Here is a 21068-nt window from a genome sequence, read left to right as displayed (position 1 = left end):
GAAATTGCCGATGGTTTGTGGTTTGACCCGTCTGGAATCCTATCTCCACAACGGTCGCCCGCCAGTGTCCTGAATGGCAAAGCACCATTGCGCGCGGCAGAACGTCATCAGCGAATGGTTGACACGTCTCCGCCAGCATCCTAATATACAACAATGCTGCACGCATTCACTATTGTTGAATATATGCAGTGCAGTGCCTGGCAGGAGACATCGAGCTTTTTACGATCGCCATCATTTATTAAGGATTCCTTTCAATGGAAAGCATCTACTTTGAACGTCGTCAGAACGTAGGCCATATCGTATTGGCCAATCCTCCCTCGAATCTCATCGCGGCTGATTTCGCTGACTGCCTTGAGAAGGCCGTTCGGGAAGCCAGCAAGGCCGATATCCGGTCGCTCCTGATCCGCGCACAAGGCCCCGATTTCAGCAAAGGCGGCGACGTCCTCGATTTCATCGACAAAGATTTCGATGACTGGCGGACGTTCATATCGCAGATTCATCATACCTATCGGTCAATCGAATCCCTCCAGATCCCGACGATTGCCGCCGTGCGCGGCGCGGCATTCGGTGGCGCATTCGAACTGGCTCTCGCTTGCGACTTCATCGTCGCAGCGGAGAACGCCACCTTCCGCTGCATTGAAGCATCCGTTGGCTCGGCGCCTGTCGCGGGCGGCGTGCAGCGCCTGGCGGAAAGAGCCGGTCGTGCATTTGCAGCGCGCTACGCAATGCTGAGCGAACCCATGTCCGGCGCGACCGCCGGTCGGCTCGGCGTTGCCGCCTTCGTCGTCGGCGAAGATGAGGTCGAGAATGTTGCCGACGATCTCGCCATCAAACTTGCGAACGGCCCTACGCGCTCGTATGGCGCCATTCGCGCCCTCCTCAAGGCATGGGCAGGCGGCGGTGTGCCCGGTGCGGACTCGCTGATCCTGGACCTCACCATGGGGCTGCACATGACGGAAGACGCCAGGAAAGGACGAACTGCACGCGCAGAAGCCTTCGCTCGAGGCGAAGAACCGGCTCCGGTCGTATTTGTCGGCAAATGAGCCGTCAGTCAGGCGCATTGCACGGAAGATACCGATGAACACACTTTCATATCAGCGCGGAGCACGTTTCCCGGAGCTGATCGACAAAACCATTGGCGATTCATTTGACGAGGTCGCCAGCAAGATGGGCGAGCACGTCGCGGCAATCAGCCGGCATGAAGGGATCCAGCTAAGCTACGGCGAACTTCGCGAAAAGTCGGACCGGCTTGCGGCCGCGCTTCTCGAGGCAGGACTCAAGCCGGGCGACCGGATCGGAATCTGGTCCCACACGAACCTCGCCTGGCTGCTGCTGCAGTTGGCCACGGCAAAGGCCGGGTTGATACTCGTCAACATCAACCCGGCCTATCGGACCTCGGAACTGGAGCATGCGCTCAACCTGGTCGGGTGCAGGGCCATCGTGACGATGGTTCGATACCGGTCGAGCGAGTATCTGAACATGTTGCGGGAGCTGGGAAAGGCCCGGCTGCCGAGCCTTGAGACGATCTGGTGGATCGACGAGGCGGACTGCCCGGACGAAGCCGGCGCGCAACGCTTCTCCGACCTGCTTCGCTCCGGCGATGCAAACAGCGCAAAGCTTCAGGACGTACGCCGCACCGTGCGCCCGGACGACGCCGTCAACATCCAGTTCACCAGCGGGACGACGGGACTTCCCAAGGCCGCTACGCTGAGTCATCGCAACATCCTGAACAACGGTTTCTTCGTGGGCGAGTGCATGAAGCTCACCCACGCGGATCGAGTCTGCGTCCCGGTTCCGATGTACCACTGCTTCGGCATGGTGATGGGTAATCTGGCTTGCCTGACCCATGGCTCGACGATCGTCTACCCCGCCGAACGCTTCGACGCCGAAGCCGTTCTGGAGACCGTTCAGGCAGAAAAATGCACAGCGCTGTACGGCGTGCCGACCATGTTCATCGCTGCACTCAATCACCCGCGCTTTGCGGAGTTCGATATGAGCAGCCTGCGCACCGGCATCATGGCCGGTTCTCCTTGCCCTATCGAGATCATGAAGCGGGTTGTCGGCGAAATGCATCTGCCCGAGATCACGATCGCATACGGCATGACGGAAACGAGCCCCGTGAGCTGCCAAAGCATGACGGATACGCCAGTCGAGCGGCGGGTATCCACGGTCGGCCAGGTGTTGCCTCACCTCGACGTAAAGATTATCGACCCGCTCAGCGGCCAGACTGTGGAGCGCGGCCAGACCGGCGAACTCTGCACCCGCGGCTACTCGGTCATGCTTGGCTACTGGAACCAGCCCGACCGGACGCGCGACGCAATCGACGCCGAAGGCTGGATGCATTCGGGCGATCTCGCGACGATGGATCCGGATGGCTACGTCAACATCGTCGGGCGCATCAAGGATATGGTCATCCGCGGTGGTGAAAACCTTTATCCCCGCGAGATCGAAGAGTTTCTGTACTCCTGCCCAGGTGTACTCGACGTGCAGGTGGTCGGCGTACCGGACCAGCATTTCGGCGAAGAACTCTGCGCATGGATCGTCGTCAGGCCGGAGTCGGTTCTCGACGACGAGGCAGTCCGCGACTTTTGCAAGGGCCGGATAGCGCATTACAAGGTTCCCAAATACATCCGCTTTGTCGACTCGTTTCCGACCACCGTGACGGGAAAAATCCAGAAGTACGTGATCCGGCAAATCATGAGTGACGAACTTGGACTGACAGAACAGCACACAGCGTGATGCGCCTCGGCAACGAGGTCACATCGGGTCACATCAATCCCGCTATAACCATTTACCGGAGTGCCGCCATGGCAGAAGTTGACGTACAAACCATCTACTTCGTCGCGAAGGATATGGCCAGGCTGGAAGATTTCTATGCATCGGCGCTGGGGATGCGTGTCCAGTTTCGCGACGGGAACAAGTGGACTCAATTTCGTCTGCAGCGCAGCGCATTTGCACTGAGTTCGGCAGAGGAAGCGGCAGAAGGAGCCGTCGGGGCCGTCCCCGTCTTCCAGGTCGCCGGTGAGGCCCAGGACGAGGTCCGGCAGAAAATCCTGTCTGCGGGCGGCCAGCAACTCGCGCAGCGCGACATGGGCACACACGGCGTCGTTACCACCTACCAGGATCCGGAAGAAAACATCTTCCAGGTATTCAGCAAATCTTCGACACGTTAAGTCAGAAGATCACACATTTCGCACTTACTGGAAAAGCCATGAAATTCGGTATATTCGACCAGAACGATCGCAATGGACTGCCTATTCATAAGCAGTACGAAGACAGGATGCAAATTATCGAGCTTTACGACAGGCTCGGTTTCCATGCCTATCACATGTCGGAACACCATGCGACCACGCTGAGCGCCTGCCCGTCGCAAAGCGTGTTTCTTGCCGCTGCTGCACAGCGCACCAAGAAACTGCGCCTGTCGCCGCTCGTCTACATTCTCCCGATCCACCACCCGGTCCGTCTCGCCGAAGAAATTTGCATGCTCGACAATCTGAGCGGCGGCCGCCTGGAGTATGGCGTGGGCCGCGGCGCCTCACCCCACGAAATCGAGGCACTCGGTATCGACGCGGCCACGGCTCAGGCCAGATACGTCGAGTCGTATGAAATCATCAAGCGGTATTTGAGTTCGGATACGCTCGACTATAAGGGGACGTTCTGGCAATTCAACGACATGCCGATCGAACTCAAGCCGCTGCAGACGCCCCCTCCGACCTGGTACGCGCTGGCATCGCCGGAGTCGACGGTATGGCCGGCCCAGGAGAAGATGAACATCGTGTGCGGCGGCCCGGTCCAGCGAGTCAGAGCCATCACCGATCGATATCGCGAAGAATTCGCCAAGCGGCATCCGTCCGCCGCTGAGCCGCTCATCGGCGTGAATCGCTACGTCGTGGTCGCCGAAACGGACCAGGAGGCGATGAAAATTGCCTCGCGGGCATGGTCGGTGTTCCGTCCGAACTTTTTCAAGCTCTGGAAGAAGCACGGGACGGAACCGGTCAACCAGAAGCTTCCGCCGACAATCGAGCCGCTCGTGGAATCGGGCCTGGCCGTAGTGGGCCGGCCGGAAACCGTGCGTGAAAAGCTGCTGGAGCAGGCGCACGAAGGGGCATTCAACTACCTCATCGGAACGTTCATGTTCGGAGACATGTCCGTCTCCGAAGCGAAGACATCTATCGGCCTGTTTCACGAGTCCATCATGCCGGCGTTCAGCGAGTCGCAAAGGGTTCTGTCATGACCGGAAGCACTGCGTTAGACGAGGCGCGTCCTGCCATCAGGACGTTCGAGAAGCGTCAGTTGAGAGACGTGCTCGGGTCCTTCGTAACCGGCGTCACCGTGATCACCACGCTCGACGGCGAGGGGAAAATGCACGGCCTCACCGCCAATTCGTTTTCCTCGGTCTCGCTGGATCCGCCTCTCGTCCTGTGGAGCCAGGCGACCTCTGCGGGAAGCCATACCGCGTTCAGGGATGCCGGGCGCTTCACCATCAACATCCTGGCTGAACACCAGTACGACCTCGCCAATCACTTTGCGACCCGGTCGCCGGACAAATTCGCCGGCATCGACTATGACCTGGGGGTCGACGGACTGCCGCTACTGCGCGATTGCAGCGCATGGTTGGAGTGCAAGGTGGTCTCCCGCTTTCCGGGCGGCGACCACGTGATTTTTGTCGGGTCGGTGGAATGCATACGCCAGAGCACGCGGCGCCCGCTGGTATTCGGCGGTGGACAATATCTGGTTGCCGACCCGCACGACCTCGGCCGCGCGCCGATCGGAACGGCGGGCACGATGAAATCGCAGCCACATGCAGTCCGGCTGGCCAGCCGCGCCATGTTGCGGCTCGCGCATACGCTGGACAAGACACTTGCGCTGGCAGCGTGGGGCAATCACGGTCCCACGGTGATCGCATGGCAAGCCGCAACCACGCCTGTGGCCGCCGATCTGCCGCTTGGGCTCGTGCTGCCGGTGACGTCTTCCGCTTCGGGCCTGGCGCTGGCGGCGTTCCTTCCGCACGAAGCCGTCGATCGATTTGTGACAGCGGAACTGCGTGACAACGCACGACAAGCGTCTGGCGAAGTGCTCCCCACGGCGGAATCGCTCGCAAGCGTACTTGAATCCGTCAGGGCCTCGCATGTCGCGACGAGACGCCCCGCCCCGTTCTATGACGACCGTATGCTCGCCAACGCCATCAGCGTGCCCATTCTTTCCCCGAGCGGAATGGCCGTGCTGGCACTGACGGCGATAGGCCCAGCCGAGCATTTCGATGCCGCGGCCGATGGACCTTGTGCAGAAGCCCTCAGAGCCGCCGCGCATGAGATTTCCGCTGCATTGAGAGATGCGTGAATTGGCATTTGCCTAAGTTAAAGCGACTGATACATCGGCCAGACTTCAATCATGACTGAAACAGAAAGCCATCTACTTGAATCCTCGTTGCCCGCCGTCGACCAGGCACTAGTGAATCTCCCCACACTCGGCGACAAACGGGTCATCACGTATCGCACTGCCGGTGACGAGCGCGCGCCCGCCATCGTGCTGCTGCATGGTATTGGTTCGAGTTCGGCGGGATACCGCGCGCAGCTCGCCGCACTAAGCAGGAACCATCGGGTGATTGCCTGGGACGCTCCCGGCTACGGACAAAGCAGCCCCTTTGCGATCAGCACGCCGGCCGCCACGGATTACGCCGATGTACTCATGGCCCTACTGTCTGCGCTCGGCATATCGCGTGCAACCGTCGTAGGCAGTTCATGGGGTAGCGTCATCGCCGCAACGTTTGCGGCGCGGTATCCGTCGGCTACGCGCGCCCTTGTATTGAGCGCGCCCAATGTTGCACGAGGACATCTGTCCGGTAAGGAGCGCGACGCGGCACGAGAAGTTCTGATGCGAAGCGCAGCGGCACAATCGATCGAGGCACGCGCCGCCGTGGTCAATGCTCTGATCGCTCCGAACGCCGGCCCCCTGGTTCGCGCGGTCGTATCCCGGCTAAGAGACGCGGTGACCCCTACAGGCTGGGAACACGCCGTAGACATGCTCTTCTCTGCGTATACACCATCCGTCGTTCCTTCGATCGCAGCGCCGATCTCCGTCATTGTCGGCAACCTGGACCGCGTCGCTCCAATTGACGACCATGCGCAGCCGATTCACAAGGCTGCTCACGGTTCGACACTCCACGTGCTCGATGGGATTGGCCACATGCCGAAGCTTGAAGCGCCGGAAGCGTTCAATTCCATCGTGTTGGCAGTTGCGGAAGCCGGGACAGACTGACGGAAGGATGACTGCGATGAGCAAGCCGCGGCCCTCGTGCTAGCACGTCCGTGGCAATCGTCCGCCGAAACAGATGACGCGCATCGGTATTGAGCGCCCGGCTTCTACCCAATTTTTCTGGGGACCTTGCCGCCCAGTGCAGCCGTAGCTCGAACAGCGCTATCGAGTAGCGCCTTTATCTCTTTACCTTCAACTTCCGTGTTCAGCGTTGCAGGCGATCCGATGAGACTAATGGCAAATCGGAGATCTCCGTCCCTGTCCCAGATGGGGGCCGCGACAGACACGTAACCCATTTCCCCACGATGAACCGTTGTGAAGCCACAGTTGCGCAATTCAGCGATCGCTTCTTCCCGCAAGGAAGCCGGAGTCCATTCCTGTCCCGCAGACAGTTCGCGGCTGATGAGATCGTCGGTACGTGCAGGCTGAAGGCAGGCAATGAACAGCTTTCCCGCAGCAGTCGTAACCAGCGGAATCAGGCCTGTTCTCAGCTCGAGAATACTTCGCGTCTGCCCCTCCTGCTTGAAGAGACTAACCGGCCCATCTTCGGTCCATGCGGTGACGGCCGCGCCACTCAGTGTTGCTTCCCGCAAAGCGACCACCTCACGACGCACGATATCGAATCCGTCCAGTTGATTGATCGCGCTCATCCCCAAAGCAAGCGACGCCGGCCCGAGCTTGTAGCACCCCGGCTTTTCATCCGGCGACGCAAGCCCGGTCCGCACCAGACTGATCATGTAGTTGCTCGTCGCGCTCGGCGACAGTTCGGACAGCGCAGCAATTTCCTTCAGAGGGAGTGCTCGCTCACTCGTCTGCAACGCCGAAAGGATTCGGAACGCAATCTCGACAGACTGAATGCCGCGCCTCGCAGTCACATTGGTCATTTTTCAACCGTATGGAAGTGATAAAAAATCGCCGCCCCGGGTTTCCACGGACGGCCGTCACGTTGACACGTCAAGGGGGCGGCCCCTATAGTGTTCAACATAGATTATGTCATTCATTATTGTTGAACGCAACACCAGCAATTTAGGGAGATCAGAGGCAAGCGAGCAGTGAGAACAAAACGCTTGACTCTTTAGCCTCTCATTTCATCAGTAGTACAGATTTCATACGCTCCCCTTTATTCAAATAACTTCTTCAGAAAAGTACCAACCGGTTCGGAGACAAGGCATGGCAATTTTTGGACGTACGATGGCAGGCGCGCTCGTCGCACTTTCTGTGACCAGTACCGCCAACGCGCAATCCAGCGTCACCTTATATGGAATTGCGGACACTGCAGTGCAGTACATCAGCAACGTCAGAGGACACGCCCTGGTCCAGGAGGGAAACACGCACGCACCCGACATTTTCGGCTTGAAGGGAGTTGAGGATCTCGGCGGCGGGATACGCACCATCTTCGATCTTCAGAACGAGTACCTGCTGAACAATGGCCGGGCACTTGTTCCTGGAACCTTATTCAACAGAAAGTCGTATGTCGGACTGCAATCGGACAGCTATGGCACGTTGACGCTCGGTCACCAACCCAGCTTCATGTATGACATTCTGTCCAACTACCAAACGCCCTTCCTGCTCGGCAACATTCTCACGCTTCACCAAGGCAATCTGGATGAAATTGCCAACTTCTTCCAGTTCAACAATGCGGTGAAATATGTGAGCCCGACCCTTGGCGGGTTCTCCTCGGGGGCGGAATTTGCATTTGGCAATGTGGCCGGCAATTTCAGCGAAAGCAGGAACTACTCTTTCTTTGTCCAGTACAAGGGAGGGCCGCTGAGTCTGGCAGCCACGTACGCGAACGAGAACAACCGTTTTCTGGAGCTTTCCAGTTTTATCGGTCTGCCGTCGCTCTTTGGAACATCACTGCCTCAGGCCGAAGGCGTTGTCGCCAACAAGCTCGTCAATTGGGGGCTCGGCGCATCGTATCAGTTGAAAAATGTGCTTCTACACGCCACGTTTACGCAGTCGCGCATCACATTGGCGACTGGCCGCGGTAACGCCAACACCGTCGACGCCGGTGCGAACTGGACGATCGTGCCCGATGATGTCCTCTCGGTTGGCGGATGGGTGGAAAATCTCGACGGCGGAAACTGGAAGACCATTACCGTCTCGAATGCTTACATCCTGTCGAAAAGAACTACTGTCTACCAGCAGGTGACCTACCAACACGCGTCGGGCGCCAATGGCTTCGCTTCGCTCGCGGCCGCAGGCGTGGCATCCGGCCGGTCCACGACCGGCGTCTCGGTTGGTATTCAGCACAACTTTTAGCAGTGCAACGCTAACCTCGACGGGTGGTACGTTCGTTTGGCAGTGCAGCCTCACGCTGACTGCCACAAACATGTGCAATTGGTCGAAGGAATCCTGCCGGATGTGTATCGTCTCTGACGATAGGTTGCATCGAAATGTATAGGCTTCTTTCCAGGCATGCAATCGCGTACCTTTCCTTTGACGAGATCACACGCCGAGCGGCGGCTTCTTTCACGGCCGCCGCCCGGCACTTAGTCTATGAGGAATAGCATGCAGAACGTCCATGCCGGTAACGCGGCCATTCCGGCCATAGGCTTTGGCACCTACGGGATGACTGGCGACGACATCTATCGAATGATTCCTGAAGCCCTTCGTGCCGGCTTCCGTCATATCGACACCGGGCAAATCTACCGTAACGAGGCAGAAATCGGCGACTGCGTCGCCGCATCCGGCATCCCAAGAAGCGAAATGTTTCTGACGACCAAGGTCTGGGTGAGCAACTACTCGGCAAGACACTTCGATGCGTCAGTCAACGAAAGCCTGCGCAAGCTCAAGACGGACTACATCGACCTGCTCCTGCTTCACTGGCCGGGGGGATCGGATGTGCCTCTCGCCGAACAGATTGGGGAGCTCAATGAGGTCGTGCGTGCCGGCAAGGTCCGGCACATAGGCGTCAGCAACTTCAACCGCGCACAGATGACCGAAGCGATCCGGCTCTCGGCGGCTCCATTGGTCACGAATCAGTTCGAATACCATCCGTATCTGAACCAGTCCTTGCTCATCGAAAGCACACGCGAGGCTGGGCTTGCCGTGACAGGATATTGCGGCATGGCGGTTGGCCGCGTGTTCTCGGACCCAACTCTCAAGGAGATCGCCGCTCGCCACGACAAAACCATCGCCCAGATCGTCTTGCGGTGGCTTGTTCAACAACGCGGCGTTGTGGCGCTTTCGAGAACCACGCGGATCGATCGGCTGGCACAAAACCTGGCGGTATTCGACTTCGAGCTAGATGATGCGGACATGGCCGCGATTTACGCATTGGCGACAGCAGACAGCCGGATTGTCGATCCGCCCGGTCTCGCCCCGCGGTGGGATAGCACAGCCGCCTGACTATCTGACCTCTGGCGCGATAACCAGACATCCGGAATGTCCGAGTTCGCGACGATGCCTACGTTGCCCGATCGAACTTGTGTGCAAACCGCTCCGTCGCCCAGTCGATAAAGACACGCAACCGTTGGCTCATATGCCTGTCTGGCGGATAGACAAGGAAGAATGGGTAGGGATCCGGTTGCCATGCGGGCAGAACAGGCAGAAGCTCGCCACGCGTGATCGCGTCCTTCGCGGCAAAGGAGAAGGTTTGAATCACACCGAGGCCGGCCAGTCCAGCCGCGACATGTGCGTTGCTCTCGTTGACACCCATGCCTTGTGAGCCGCCGATTTCGATTCGCTCGCTGCCCTTCTGAAAACGCATCGGCATGACGCGTCCGGTCCGTGCCGAAACGTAGCTCACGATGCGATGCCCGTTTTTTAGCTGGTCGGGATGCGTCGGCCTGCCGTGCTGCTTCAGATAATCGGGCGCCGCGCATGTCACCCACGATGCACGGCCAAGCGGACGTGCGATGAGCGAGAGCTCGTCGACGCTACCGCCGCGCACGACACAATCCACGTTATCGCCTATGAGGTCGACTTGCCGGTCGCTCACGCCCAGATCGACACGTATGTCGGGATATCGCTCAATAAAGTCGGGCAGTGCGGGGATCAACACGCAGCTTGCGTTCGCCGAGCCGATGTCGATGCGCAGCCGTCCGCGCGGACGCTGATGTGCGCTGGCGAACCCCGAGTCGATGTCCTCGATCTCCTTCAGCACGCGCGAGGTGCGCTCGTAGTACGCAGCCCCCTCGGGCGTGACAGTGACGCGTCGCGTCGTTCGCTGGAGCAGCCTGACACCGAGATGCAGCTCCAGCAAACGCACGAGTTTGCTCACCGTGGCGAGCGGCATGTCGAGCGAGTCGGCGGCACGCGTGAATGCGCCCGCTTCGACAACGCGGGCGAACACGCGAATGGCAAGCAATTGGTCCATGTCGATTATCTATCCACGTAGATAAAGTTATTAGATTTAGCCACTTTTTCAACATTCTCCTGGTTTGTACAGTAGCTCTCACATCTTTGAAAAGGAAGTTGATCGTGACTACGAACGCACTTGAACGCCTGTTTGAACCCGCTCGCCTCGGCAGGCTGGAACTGAAGAACCGTCTGGTCATGGCGCCGTTGACCCGCAGCCGCGCCGGGTTTGACGGCACGCCGGGAGAGTTGGCCGCGGAGTACTATGCGCAGCGCGCGAGCGTCGGCCTGATTGTGACTGAAGGCACTCAGCCGTCTGACGATGGTCAGGGCTATCTTGCTACGCCGGGCATCTATACCGATGCGCATGTGGCGGGATGGAACAAGATTACCTCCGCCGTCCATGAGCGCGGTGGCCATCTCTTCATCCAGCTTATGCACGCAGGGCGCATGTCGCACCCGGACAACACGCCGCATCATCGTCAGAGCGTCGCGCCTTCGGCCATCGCGGCGCCCGATACGCCGATGTTCACGGCCAAGGGGATGCAGGACATTCCGGTACCGCGTGCGCTGACGACCGACGAGGTGCGCCAGACGGTGTCCGACTTCCGCTTCGCGGCACGCCGCGCGATCGAGGCCGGCGCCGATGGCGTCGAGATCCACGGTGCGAATGCCTACCTGGTCCATCAGTTCCTCGCACCAAGCGCCAATGCCCGCACCGACGAGTATGGCGGCTCGATCGAAAACCGCGCCCGCTTTGCCATCGAGGTGGCAATTGCAATCGCTGAGGAAATCGGCGCTGACAGGACGGCCATTCGCCTGTCGCCTGGCCTCGCGCGGTGGGGCATCGACGAAGGCGCCGAAGGACCGGTGCTCTACCGCTATCTGGTGGCTGAGCTGGACAAGCTCGGTCTGGCGTACCTGCACGTCACGCATCAGGGCAACGAAACGCTGCTGGCTGACATTCGCAAGCTCTGGACGGGCACGCTGATCCTGAACCGGCCGGGCCGCTCCCGCGACCAGGCTGGCACCGACGTCGCATCGGGGCTCGCTGATCTGGAAGCCTATGGCCAGATGGTGCTGGCCAATCCGGATTTCGTTGCGCGCCTGAAGACCGGTGCACCGCTGAACGATGCGAACCCCACTACGTTCTTCGGCGGCGATGGACAAGGTTATACCGACTATCCGGTGTTGGCCGAAGCTGAAGAACGCTAAGAGAGCGCGCCATGCCGGTCATCCTGATCGACCGCGTTGCGTGGGACCGGGGTAAGCGCTAAAGCGCTAACCCCGGATCGACCGCGTTGCATGAGACTGGAGTAAGCAATACACCATGACACGGAAGGCAGGCAGTCACTCGACCATGATCGAGGCAAACCAGTTTGTGTACTTCGCGTGCGTAGTCAAGCATAGAAGCTTCAGCGCAGCGGCGAAGGAAGTCCGCGTAAGCAAGTCGACGTTGAGTCGTGTCGTCGCTGACCTGGAACAGGGACTCGGGACATCACTTCTCACGAGAACGAGCCGGCGCGTGGATGTCACGCACGCAGGCGAGCAGCTATACACACGCTGCCTCGCCGTCTACAAGGCCGTACTCGCGGCTCAAAAGGCACTCGAGAATATCGAGGCAGAGCGCGGGGCGAACGATTCCGGCCCACTGCGCAGCGACATCGAGCGCCAATGGGCCATTTATCCACCGACCTGCGTTGCGCCCTAGAACGGATACTGCGTCTGGGTGCTGCGCGAATTGAATGTGACTTTGCATCAATCCAACCGGAAACACGCGGGCGATTGCATTGCTCACTAAACTTTGCAAACGTAAAAAATAACGTATAAGATGGATCTAAGCCGAGGAGGGAATGCCCCCGCCCGATGCTAAAGAATTCCTCATAGGAGACAACGGCCATGCCGAAGCGAAAAATTGACACGCACCAACATTTCCTGCCGAAGCTCTACGTGGACGCAGTTGGGCTGGACTTGCTGAATGCGGCGATGCCGGGCGGCGTGGCCCCAACCTGGTCCGTCGAGGCAGCCCTCGCGATGATGGATGAAAACGGAATCGACGAGGGCATCCTGTCGATCTCCTCCGGCCCCACGCTTCCGGATGCAGCCACGCTGCTGAGAAAATGCAACGACCACGCTGCGGAACTCAGGTCCCGCCATCCCGGACGGTTCGGTTCCTTTGCGAGCTTGCCGCTGCCCGACGTCGACGCCTCTCTGAAGGAAGTCAGCTATTGTCTTGACGTGTTGAAGGTTGATGGTTTCATTGTCTTTACGAACTACGACGGACTGTATCTGGGGGACGAGCATTTCACGCCGCTGTGGGAAGAATTGAACCGGCGCGGGACGGTGGTTTTCATTCACCCCAATCAGCCGCCTCACGAAATACCTCCTGTCGCTCCGGCGTCCGTGCTCGAGTATCCCTTCGAGACGACACGTACAGCCACCAGCCTGATCATTTCAGGGGCGATGAGCCGCTTCAGGAACATCCGGTTTATCCTTTCGCATGCCGGGGGGACGCTGCCGTTTCTCGTCCCTCGCATCGCCCTGTCAATTTCCATGATGCCCGCGGTGGCCGAGCGCGTGGGCGACACGTTGGCGGCGGTCCGATCCTTCTACTTCGACACGGCACTTTCCGCCGGCAACGCGCCCCTCAGTGCGCTGGCGCAAGTGGCAGACCCCGATCACATTCTCTTCGGGACGGACTTCCCGTTCGCACCGGTAAGCGCAATCCGGCAGTTCGGGAAAGTTCTCGATAATATCCACATTCCCGGCATTGAGATGGACAAGGTGTACGGAGACAATGCTGCCCGGTTGCTTGCGCGCTAACTGTATTGCGAACGCGGAGTTCAAGGAAAGACGATGCGTAATATCAACGAAGACACCATCACCCAAGCGGTGCTCGCGGCAATGGCCGGCTGTAACAACGACAGGCTGCGCACCGTAATCACCAGCCTTGTCCAGCATTTGCATTCGTTCGCAAGAGACGTGAAGTTGACCGAAAGTGAATGGGCATACGCAATCAACTTCCTCACCGAGGTTGGCCATATCACGGATGAAAAACGCCAGGAGTTCGTCCTTCTGTCCGACACGCTCGGCTTGTCGATGCTGGTTACGACACAGAACAACCGCAAGCCGGTCGAATGTACGGAAGCAACCGTTCTTGGCCCCTTCTTTGTTGCAGGCGCCCCCGAGTACAGGAACGGTGACGATATCTCTAACGGTGCGGCGGGTCTTCCCTGTTTTGTTGCCGGCAGCGTTCGGGGCCTTTCGGGCGAACCTGTATCCGGGGCAGCGATCGAGGTCTGGCAATCCGATGAAGACGGGTACTACGACGTGCAGTACGGAGACTCGCAGGATCCAAACGTGGAGTATCAAGCGCGTGGTCGTTTGCAGACGCTGCCAGACGGACTCTTTCATTTCCGCTCGATTCTCGCCGAGGCCTATCCCATTCCGCACGATGGCCCGGTTGGTCGAATGCTCGATGCGCTCGGACGCCATCCGTGGCGGCCAGCCCACCTGCACTTCTGGATCACGGCGCCAGGGTACGAGCCGTTGATTACGCACGTGTTCCGCAACGGGGACAAGTATCTCGATTCGGACGCCGTATTCGGCGTGCGCTCAACGTTGATCGTCGACTGGGTCGAGCACTCGCCGGGTATCGCGCCGGACGGCACGGCGATGGACGCCCCGTTTTATACGCTCGATTACGACTTCGTTCTCAACCCTGCGGTACACGGGTCATGAACGGGCACATTCTCGCCGGAACCCGCCATGTCACCATCTGAATTCGTCTATAACGGGCGCGGCACGCGTGTCGTCTTCGGGTGCGGCTCACGCACCCACATCGAACGTGAATTGCACACGCTGCAAGTACGCCGCGCTCTGGTTCTGTGTAGCCACGAACAACGCACATTGGGTGTATCAGTTGCCGATCAGTTGGGTGTGCTCGCAGCGGGTGTCTTTGATCGAGCTGCCATGCACGTGCCGGTCGAACTGGTCACGGAAGTACGCACGGTTGCCGCGTCGCTGCATGCCGACTGCTTCATCGCCGTGGGCGGCGGCTCCGCAATCGGCCTCGCGAAGGGTCTTGCTCTCGAGACGGGCCTCCCCATTCTCGCCGTGCCAACCACCTACGCCGGCAGTGAAATGACGCCCATATTCGGGTTGACCGAATCGGGCCTGAAACGGACAGGCACCGATCTGCGCGTATTACCCAAAACGGTTGTCTACGATCCGGACTTGACCCTGACTTTGCCGGTAAGCATGTCCGTGACCAGCGGCATCAACGCAATCGCACACGCGGCAGAAGGTCTGTATTCACGCGATGCCAATCCTCTTACCAGTCTGATGGCCGAAGAAGGCATCGCGGCGCTCGCGCGCAGCTTACCCAAAATCGTCGCTCAGCCGAACGATCCATCCGCACGCGCCGATGCGCTTTATGGCGCCTGGCTTTGCGGTGCCGTGCTCGGAAGCGTCGGCATGGCGCTGCATCACAAGCTATGCCACACGCTCGGCGGCAGTTTCAATCTGCCGCACGCACCCACCCACACCATTGTGCTGCCACACGCCCTGGCGTACAACGCAGGCGCCGTGCCGGATGCGATGAGACGGATTGCACGGGCGCTCGGGCACGACAGCGCTGCACAAGGTCTGTACGAACTCTCGCGCGCAAACGGTGCGCCCGTTGCGCTGAAGGAGATCGGTATGCTCGAAGAACAACTCGACCAGGCGGCCGACATTGCCTGCAACAACACCTACTGGAATCCCCGCTCGCTAGAACGCGGAGCAATTCGCGCTTTACTGCAGCGCGCATTCGACGGTAGCGCACCGATTGATGGCTTGTAGAGCGAGTTTCGTCCGGACCAATGATCCAGACACTCATTATTCATTTCAACGTGTCGCAAGGTATTCGCACATGGCGTCACATACACTTCCTGAGGCAAGAGATATCCGGGCACGTCGCCCGGTTGAACTGAAGCGTACTGAACAGCTTCGCGCGCAGGAAACGCGTGCGGCCATCTTAAATGCGGCCCTTACTGAATTTTCATCGAAGGGTTTCGAGGTCGCGAGTATTCGTAGTATTGCAGACCGGATCGGAATGCAACATCCGCTCGTTACCTACCACTTTCGTTCCAAAGAGATTCTGTGGCAGGCGGTAGCCGAATATGTATTCGAACGTGTCCGGCAAGAACGCGATGCAAGTCTGTCCAGCCTCGGTCCGGCTAGCGCGGTCGATCGGCTCAAGCTGGCATATAGGGCGCTATTTCGCTTCACTGTCGCGTTTCCCGAGTTTCACCGCTTCATACTTCAGGAATCGCTAGGTTCCAGCTCGCGGCTGCAATGGCTCGCCGATGCTTTCCTGAAACCGCTGATCGGCTGGTTGCTTCCGCAAATCCGCGCCGCCCAGGAGGAACACGCGCTACCCAACGTCGAGCCTATTGTTTTCCACTATATGCTGATTAGTTTGACGTCGACCCTCTCGAGCTTCGGTCCGGAATTTTCGGCGACCAGTGATCTATCACCGTCCGATCCGGCGCTGGCCGAAGAATATTGGCGCACCGTGGAGCAGCTTGTGTTTGGAGCATTTGCATCACGCTAGAGGGGGCGCATCCCGCAACGCGGCATGCGCCCACGCCCGCTCTAAACGGTCGATCTCCGTCGACACAACAACATCAGTTGAGTGCCTTGCGCGCCATCAGTGCCTTACCCGCGCGCGCGCCATTCTCCCGGCCCATTTGCTGACTCACCCAATCGCCAATCGTAACGATGGCGTCCAGGTCAATGCCCGTTTCGATCCCGAGGCCGTCCAGAAGGTAGAGCAGATCTTCCGTAGCAACATTACCGGTTGCGCCTTTGGCATAGGGACAACCGCCCAGTCCACCAACGGACGCGTGGAACGTTGTCATTCCGACCTGAAGGGCGCCGAAGATATTTGCCAAGGCCTGCCCATAGGTGTCGTGAAAGTGGCCGGCGAGACTCGCCAACGGAAACTCCCTGGAAGCGGCCTCAACCACTCGCTGAACGTGGTGCGCCGTGCCCACCCCAATGGTGTCGGCAATGTCGATTTCGTCACACCCCAGATCGCGAAAGCGCCTGACCATATCGACGACGGCATCAACGCTCACCGGCCCCTGGTACGGACATCCGAAAGAGCATGAAATGCTGGCGCGCAATTGCAATCCCGTTTCTTTCGCCATCCGCGCAACCGGCGCAAAGCGTTCGAGCGATTCCGCTACAGAACAATTGATGTTGCGAATGGAAAATGCTTCGCTCGCGGCACCGAAAATGACGACCTCGTCGACCTTGTTCTCAATCGCGGCCTCGAGCCCTCTCATGTTGGGTGTCAGCGCGGCGTACGAGACCCCCGCTGCGCGATCGATTCCAGCCATGACTTGCGCGCCGTCGGCCATTTGCGGAATCCATTTTGGCGACACGAAGGACGCAGCTTCGATTCTTCGTACGCCGGCGCCAACGAGTCGATTGACCAGTTCAATCTTGGTGTCCGTTGGTATGAACGTGCTTTCCGCCTGCAAACCGTCTCTAGGCCCGACTTCGACAATGTGTACGCGCTTTGGAAGACCGCTATCCGTGCCCTGCCTCCAACGTTCCTGCTGATTCATTTGAAACTCCATTTCGTGGCGAAGGTCCACCCTCGCGACGTGGGGCACGATTGCGACACCGCAGAAACGGTTCCATCACGAGTGGGCCCACATGCCTGCGGCGAGCAAGACTAACGGTGCCCGACGAATTGTGCATGCGTCCCGCCGTCGACCCGCAATCACACGAATCCAGGCGAGACGCTCGCTTCCAGTATTTACTTCGAGAGCACCTGTCCCAAGGCCCGGCGAAGTTCGGCTGCCGGATCACTCGGCAAAGTAAGGCTACGCCACGCAACATGATGGTCCGGGCGGGTCAATACGCAACCACTGTCGCCGATTTCACGCACGCGAGCCCAGTCGCCCGTGTGGTCCGCATAGGCCTGCCGCGGACCAATAACGTGTACGTCAATCTTCAACCCCAGCTCCTCACCGACTTTTGACGCAGCCTCGACCCATGCTTCGCCGCCCAGACCGGTGAACAGTACGAATCGCCCATGTCCTGCGAGGTCAAGCGTGGAGTGTTGGCGTCCACGAGCGTCGAAAACCCAGGCATGAGGCAGACGCGCACCCGGCCATGTCGTCGCCTGGTAATAGAGCTCACGGTCGCGCGTGAACTCCGGTTCGGTTTGCCCATCGGTCACCGCAGCGCTCGAGCGATAGCGTTGATTCATCTCTACGCCCTGGGCGTCCAGTTCATATCGCTTGAACGCCAATGCTTCCCGGATTTCGTCGCGCTGTTTTTCGGCTGCCGCCGTGGATCCGCTTCGAGCATGCATATTCGCTTGCAAGACCTCGCCGTCGTTCGATTTGTCGATGCCAAGCGCGCTGTAGAGCGGTGCAAATTCGGCAATCGACTGATTCGCGCGGGTGACGACCTGCTTGGCGATCGGTGCACGCTCGGCCGAATAGGTATCCAGAAGTGCTTCACCCGCGCGCCCCTTGATGACTTCCGCGAGCTTCCATGCGAGGTTAAACGCATCCTGAATCGACGTGTTGGAGCCCAACCCGCCGGATGGTGGGTGCCGGTGGGTCGCATCGCCCATGCAGAACACTCTCCCCTCCTGCATGCGGGTCGCGTACATGTTGTTCACTGTCCAGGTATTCGCACCCAACAGTTCGATCTCGAGATCCGGCTTACCCACGAGTTGGCGTGCGATCGTGGTGGCCTTTGCCTCGTCCACAACCGGCACCGGTTCGTTGATGTCATAGCCCCAAACGATCAACCACTCGTGCCACGGCCGAACCATCCGGATCAGGCCCATCCCGATACCGCCCACTTCTGCACCCGGTTGCATGATTGGGTACAACACTGCCGGGCGGTGTGCGACGAATTCAGACAGGTCCGCACGGAACCAGATGTTCATCGATCCCCGCACACCCATCTGCCCTTCGAAAGGCAGACCTGCGTCCTTTGCGACCTTGGAATTCCCGCCGTCCGCGCCGATCAGGTACTTTGATTTGACCGTGAACTCCTCCCCGGACAATCGGTCACGGCAGCGCGTGAGAACACCCTCGTCAGTTTGCGTATGACTCAGATATTCCGTGCTCATCCGCGCTTCAGTTCCTCGCGAGCAAGCCGTTTTGAAAAGCAGCGGCTCCATGAACGTCTGCGGCAAATCGTTCATCTTGGTCGGACTCGACAATTGACGCTCCGCTCTTGAGAGCGGATGCAGTCCCCAACTGGGCACCCGGCCAATCTCCTCACCGGTCAGGCTTTCGCAGAAAACCGTTCCACCCATCAGATCCTGATCGGTCGCGTGCAGGTAGGCCTCCTGCTCCACCTGCTGGCCGAGGTCGCGCAGGACCTCCATGGTGCGCAGGTTCGTGATGTGCGCCCGCGGCGTGTTGGCCAGCCAGCGATACTGGTTGATGACCATGTTGTCGATACCGTACGTCGAAAGCAGCGCGGCACTGGCGGAGCCGGCAGGCCCCGTTCCGACGATGAGTACGTCCGTGGTTATTTCATACATTCGACACCTCCAATTGTCATGCCTTCGTGCCTCACCGTTTCCGTGTAGTTCGGATAACTAATTCAAGGTGAGTGTACGAGTCTCTGTTTTTACGATCCTGTCCGGTTTTCGCTAACCTGTCAGGCGGTCTTGTGCTCGGTCAGATTGAGATAGCGGATCATCTCCTCACGCATGGCGAACTTCTGTACTTTTCCCGTAACAGTCATAGGCAGTTCGCTCACGAAGCGAATATATTTGGGTACCTTATAGTGCGCGATCTGTCCTCGGCAAAAGTCTCTGATGTCCTCCTCAGTCGAACCTTCGCCTTTTCGAAGCACGATCCAGGCGCACAACTCCTCGCCGTTCTTCTCATCCGGCACGCCGAACACCTGCACATTCTGTATTTTTGGATGCCTGAAGAGGTATTCCTCAACTTCGCGGGGATAGATATTCTCTCCCCCTCGAATCACCATGTCCTTCAACCTTCCGACGATGTTGCAATATCCGTCGGCATCGATCGTTGCGAGATCACCCGTATGCATCCATCCGTCAACGATGCTTTCGCGCGTTTTTGTCTCGTCTTCCCAGTACCCCTGCATCACCGAGTACCCTCGTGTACAGAGTTCTCCCGTCTCGCCGACCGATACAGTCTTACCGTCGAAATCAACGATCTTGACTTCGAGATGAGGTTGAATCCGCCCGACCGTTGTCGTGCGCTTATCGAGCGGATCCGTGGTTCCGCTCTGAAACGATACGGGGCTGGTCTCTGTCATGCCATACGCAATGGTGACCTCTCGCATATTCATCCTGGTCACAACCTGATTCATTGTCTCGACCGGACAAGGCGATCCAGCCATGATCCCGGTCCGCAGAGTGCTCAGATCAAACGATGCAAAGTCCGCATGCCCCAGTTCAGCGATAAACATGGTCGGCACCCCGTGAAGTGCAGTGCAACGCTCTTCCGAGACGGCTGCGAGGGTCGCGCCAGCGTCGAATCCTTCGCCCGGGAAGACCATCTGAGCGCCAACCGACACGCACGCCAATACGCCGAGCACCATGCCGAAACAGTGGTATAGCGGCACAGGAATACAAAGCGAGTCGGCTTCGGACAGCTTCATCGCCATGCCGACAAAGCGTGCGTTGTTGACGATGTTTCGGTGCGTCAGCGTTGCACCCTTGGGGCTGCCGGTGGTGCCGCTCGTGAACTGGATATTGATCGGGTCCTGAGAAGAAAGTGTTTGCTCGACGGTGTCGATTGCCTCACGCCCTTCGTCTCGAAGAATCCCCTCTCCACGCTGCATGACCGTGTGGAACGACATGACGCCCGATACGCGCCAGTCACCCACGGAGATCACCGTGCGAAGGTCCGGCAGACGTTCGACCTTCAACTCGTCCGGCTGCTGCGACGCGAGTTCGGGCGCTATGTCGAGCAACATCGAAATGTAGTTCGACGTTTTGAAGCTCTCGGCGGTGACGAGCGCCTTGCATTTCACTTTCCGCAATGCGTACTCGAGTTCCGAAACACGATAGGCGGGATTGATGTTGACCAGCACAGCACCGATGCGCGCCGTCGCGAACTGCGTGAGCAACCATTCGAACCGGTTGGGAGACCAGATGCCAACGCGGTCCCCTTTTCCTATTCCCAACGACAGAAGCCCTGCGGCGAGCTGATCAACATGATCGTCAAATTCGCTCCATGTCCACCGTACAAGTTGCTCCCGGAATACCACAGCTTGCTGATCAGGAAATCTGCGTGCTGTTTCCCTCAGAAACTGGCCGACTGTAGACTCGCTCAACGGAACGTCCGTCGAACCCCGCACGTAGGCAACGCCATCGGCAGGCGCTTCGAGCGTAAGGGAACCGGGTAAAGTGTGCATGAAGCCATCCTCCATCGTTACTGCGCGTTTCCGTCAAAAATTCCGCTGAACGGAGTTATCTAGCGATTGCAATGCCGTCGGCCCCTGTC

At 59.0% G+C, this 21068-nt stretch carries 19 protein-coding genes; 14 read left to right on the top strand and 5 right to left on the bottom strand.

Annotated features, from left to right (window positions below):
• Positions 1–254: 254 nt before the first annotated feature.
• The 6 genes from P3T25_RS03440 to P3T25_RS03415 all read left to right on the top strand — a co-directional run bounded on the left by P3T25_RS03440 (position 255) and on the right by P3T25_RS03415 (position 6258).
• Complete coding sequence (locus tag P3T25_RS03440) at positions 255–1043, top strand: enoyl-CoA hydratase/isomerase family protein (protein WP_154559764.1); 789 nt, start codon at positions 255–257, stop codon at positions 1041–1043.
• A 34-nt stretch (positions 1044–1077) separates the two neighbouring features.
• Positions 1078–2739, top strand: coding sequence for an AMP-binding protein (locus P3T25_RS03435; RefSeq protein ID WP_429357487.1), 1662 nt, complete (start codon positions 1078–1080; stop codon positions 2737–2739).
• A gap of 68 nt (positions 2740–2807) precedes the next feature.
• Complete coding sequence (locus tag P3T25_RS03430; protein ID WP_429357486.1) at positions 2808–3173, top strand: VOC family protein; 366 nt, start codon at positions 2808–2810, stop codon at positions 3171–3173.
• A gap of 38 nt (positions 3174–3211) precedes the next feature.
• Positions 3212–4234 (top strand): LLM class flavin-dependent oxidoreductase, encoded by a 1023-nt coding sequence (locus tag P3T25_RS03425; RefSeq protein ID WP_429357485.1) that lies wholly within the window; start codon positions 3212–3214, stop codon positions 4232–4234.
• Positions 4231–5340, top strand: coding sequence for a flavin reductase (locus tag P3T25_RS03420; protein ID WP_429357484.1), 1110 nt, complete (start codon positions 4231–4233; stop codon positions 5338–5340). Before P3T25_RS03425 ends, P3T25_RS03420 begins: the two co-directional genes overlap by 4 nt.
• Before the next feature lie 51 nt (positions 5341–5391).
• The gene (locus P3T25_RS03415; protein ID WP_266257747.1) at positions 5392–6258 is read left to right on the top strand and encodes an alpha/beta fold hydrolase; all 867 of its coding nucleotides are present in this window, start codon (positions 5392–5394) and stop codon (positions 6256–6258) included.
• A gap of 104 nt (positions 6259–6362) precedes the next feature.
• On the opposite strand, the gene P3T25_RS03410 is transcribed toward P3T25_RS03415, so the two are convergent.
• Positions 6363–7139: an IclR family transcriptional regulator gene (locus P3T25_RS03410; protein ID WP_266257746.1), complete on the bottom strand. Its 777-nt coding sequence runs from the start codon at positions 7137–7139 to the stop codon at positions 6363–6365.
• A gap of 286 nt (positions 7140–7425) precedes the next feature.
• Between P3T25_RS03410 and P3T25_RS03405 the strand changes: the two genes are divergently transcribed.
• Positions 7426–8517: a porin gene (locus P3T25_RS03405; protein WP_266257745.1), complete on the top strand. Its 1092-nt coding sequence runs from the start codon at positions 7426–7428 to the stop codon at positions 8515–8517.
• A gap of 249 nt (positions 8518–8766) precedes the next feature.
• Positions 8767–9606: an aldo/keto reductase gene (locus tag P3T25_RS03400; protein WP_429357483.1), complete on the top strand. Its 840-nt coding sequence runs from the start codon at positions 8767–8769 to the stop codon at positions 9604–9606.
• Positions 9607–9664: 58 nt separating this feature from the next.
• On the opposite strand, the gene P3T25_RS03395 is transcribed toward P3T25_RS03400, so the two are convergent.
• Positions 9665–10576: a LysR family transcriptional regulator gene (locus P3T25_RS03395; protein ID WP_266257743.1), complete on the bottom strand. Its 912-nt coding sequence runs from the start codon at positions 10574–10576 to the stop codon at positions 9665–9667.
• A 104-nt stretch (positions 10577–10680) separates the two neighbouring features.
• On the opposite strand from P3T25_RS03395, the gene P3T25_RS03390 reads away from it, so the two are divergent.
• The 6 genes from P3T25_RS03390 (at position 10681) to P3T25_RS03365 (ending at position 16153) form a co-directional block, all read left to right on the top strand.
• Entirely contained in the window at positions 10681–11772 is a 1092-nt protein-coding gene (locus P3T25_RS03390; protein WP_429357482.1) for an alkene reductase, read from the top strand.
• A 115-nt stretch (positions 11773–11887) separates the two neighbouring features.
• On the top strand, positions 11888–12268 hold the full coding sequence (locus P3T25_RS03385; RefSeq protein ID WP_429357481.1) for a LysR family transcriptional regulator: 381 nt from the start codon (positions 11888–11890) through the stop codon (positions 12266–12268).
• Positions 12269–12456: 188 nt separating this feature from the next.
• Positions 12457–13380: an amidohydrolase family protein gene (locus P3T25_RS03380; protein ID WP_429357480.1), complete on the top strand. Its 924-nt coding sequence runs from the start codon at positions 12457–12459 to the stop codon at positions 13378–13380.
• A 33-nt stretch (positions 13381–13413) separates the two neighbouring features.
• Positions 13414–14298 carry an intradiol ring-cleavage dioxygenase gene (locus P3T25_RS03375; protein ID WP_429357479.1) on the top strand — a complete coding sequence of 295 codons (885 nt, stop codon included), beginning with the start codon at positions 13414–13416 and terminating at the stop codon, positions 14296–14298.
• Positions 14299–14325: 27 nt separating this feature from the next.
• Positions 14326–15399, top strand: a complete 1074-nt coding sequence (locus tag P3T25_RS03370; RefSeq protein ID WP_429357478.1) for a maleylacetate reductase — start codon at positions 14326–14328, stop codon at positions 15397–15399.
• A gap of 70 nt (positions 15400–15469) precedes the next feature.
• Positions 15470–16153, top strand: a complete 684-nt coding sequence (locus tag P3T25_RS03365; protein ID WP_429357477.1) for a TetR/AcrR family transcriptional regulator — start codon at positions 15470–15472, stop codon at positions 16151–16153.
• Between the two features lie 73 nt (positions 16154–16226).
• Here the strand turns inward: P3T25_RS03365 and P3T25_RS03360 are convergent, their stop codons facing one another.
• The 3 genes from P3T25_RS03360 to P3T25_RS03350 all read right to left on the bottom strand — a co-directional run bounded on the left by P3T25_RS03360 (position 16227) and on the right by P3T25_RS03350 (position 20979).
• Positions 16227–17174 carry a hydroxymethylglutaryl-CoA lyase gene (locus tag P3T25_RS03360; protein WP_429357476.1) on the bottom strand — a complete coding sequence of 316 codons (948 nt, stop codon included), beginning with the start codon at positions 17172–17174 and terminating at the stop codon, positions 16227–16229.
• A gap of 194 nt (positions 17175–17368) precedes the next feature.
• Positions 17369–19123: an FAD-dependent oxidoreductase gene (locus P3T25_RS03355; protein ID WP_154559751.1), complete on the bottom strand. Its 1755-nt coding sequence runs from the start codon at positions 19121–19123 to the stop codon at positions 17369–17371.
• Between the two features lie 119 nt (positions 19124–19242).
• Positions 19243–20979, bottom strand: a complete 1737-nt coding sequence (locus P3T25_RS03350) for an AMP-binding protein (RefSeq protein WP_266257735.1) — start codon at positions 20977–20979, stop codon at positions 19243–19245.
• Positions 20980–21068 lie beyond the last annotated feature (89 nt).

Origin of the sequence: Paraburkholderia sp. GAS32 (assembly GCF_050434225.1) — a bacterium.
In the GTDB taxonomy this organism is placed as follows: domain Bacteria; phylum Pseudomonadota; class Gammaproteobacteria; order Burkholderiales; family Burkholderiaceae; genus Paraburkholderia; species Paraburkholderia madseniana.
Note: the sequence above shows the minus strand (reverse complement) of the source record. Positions and strands in the feature narration are given on the sequence as shown.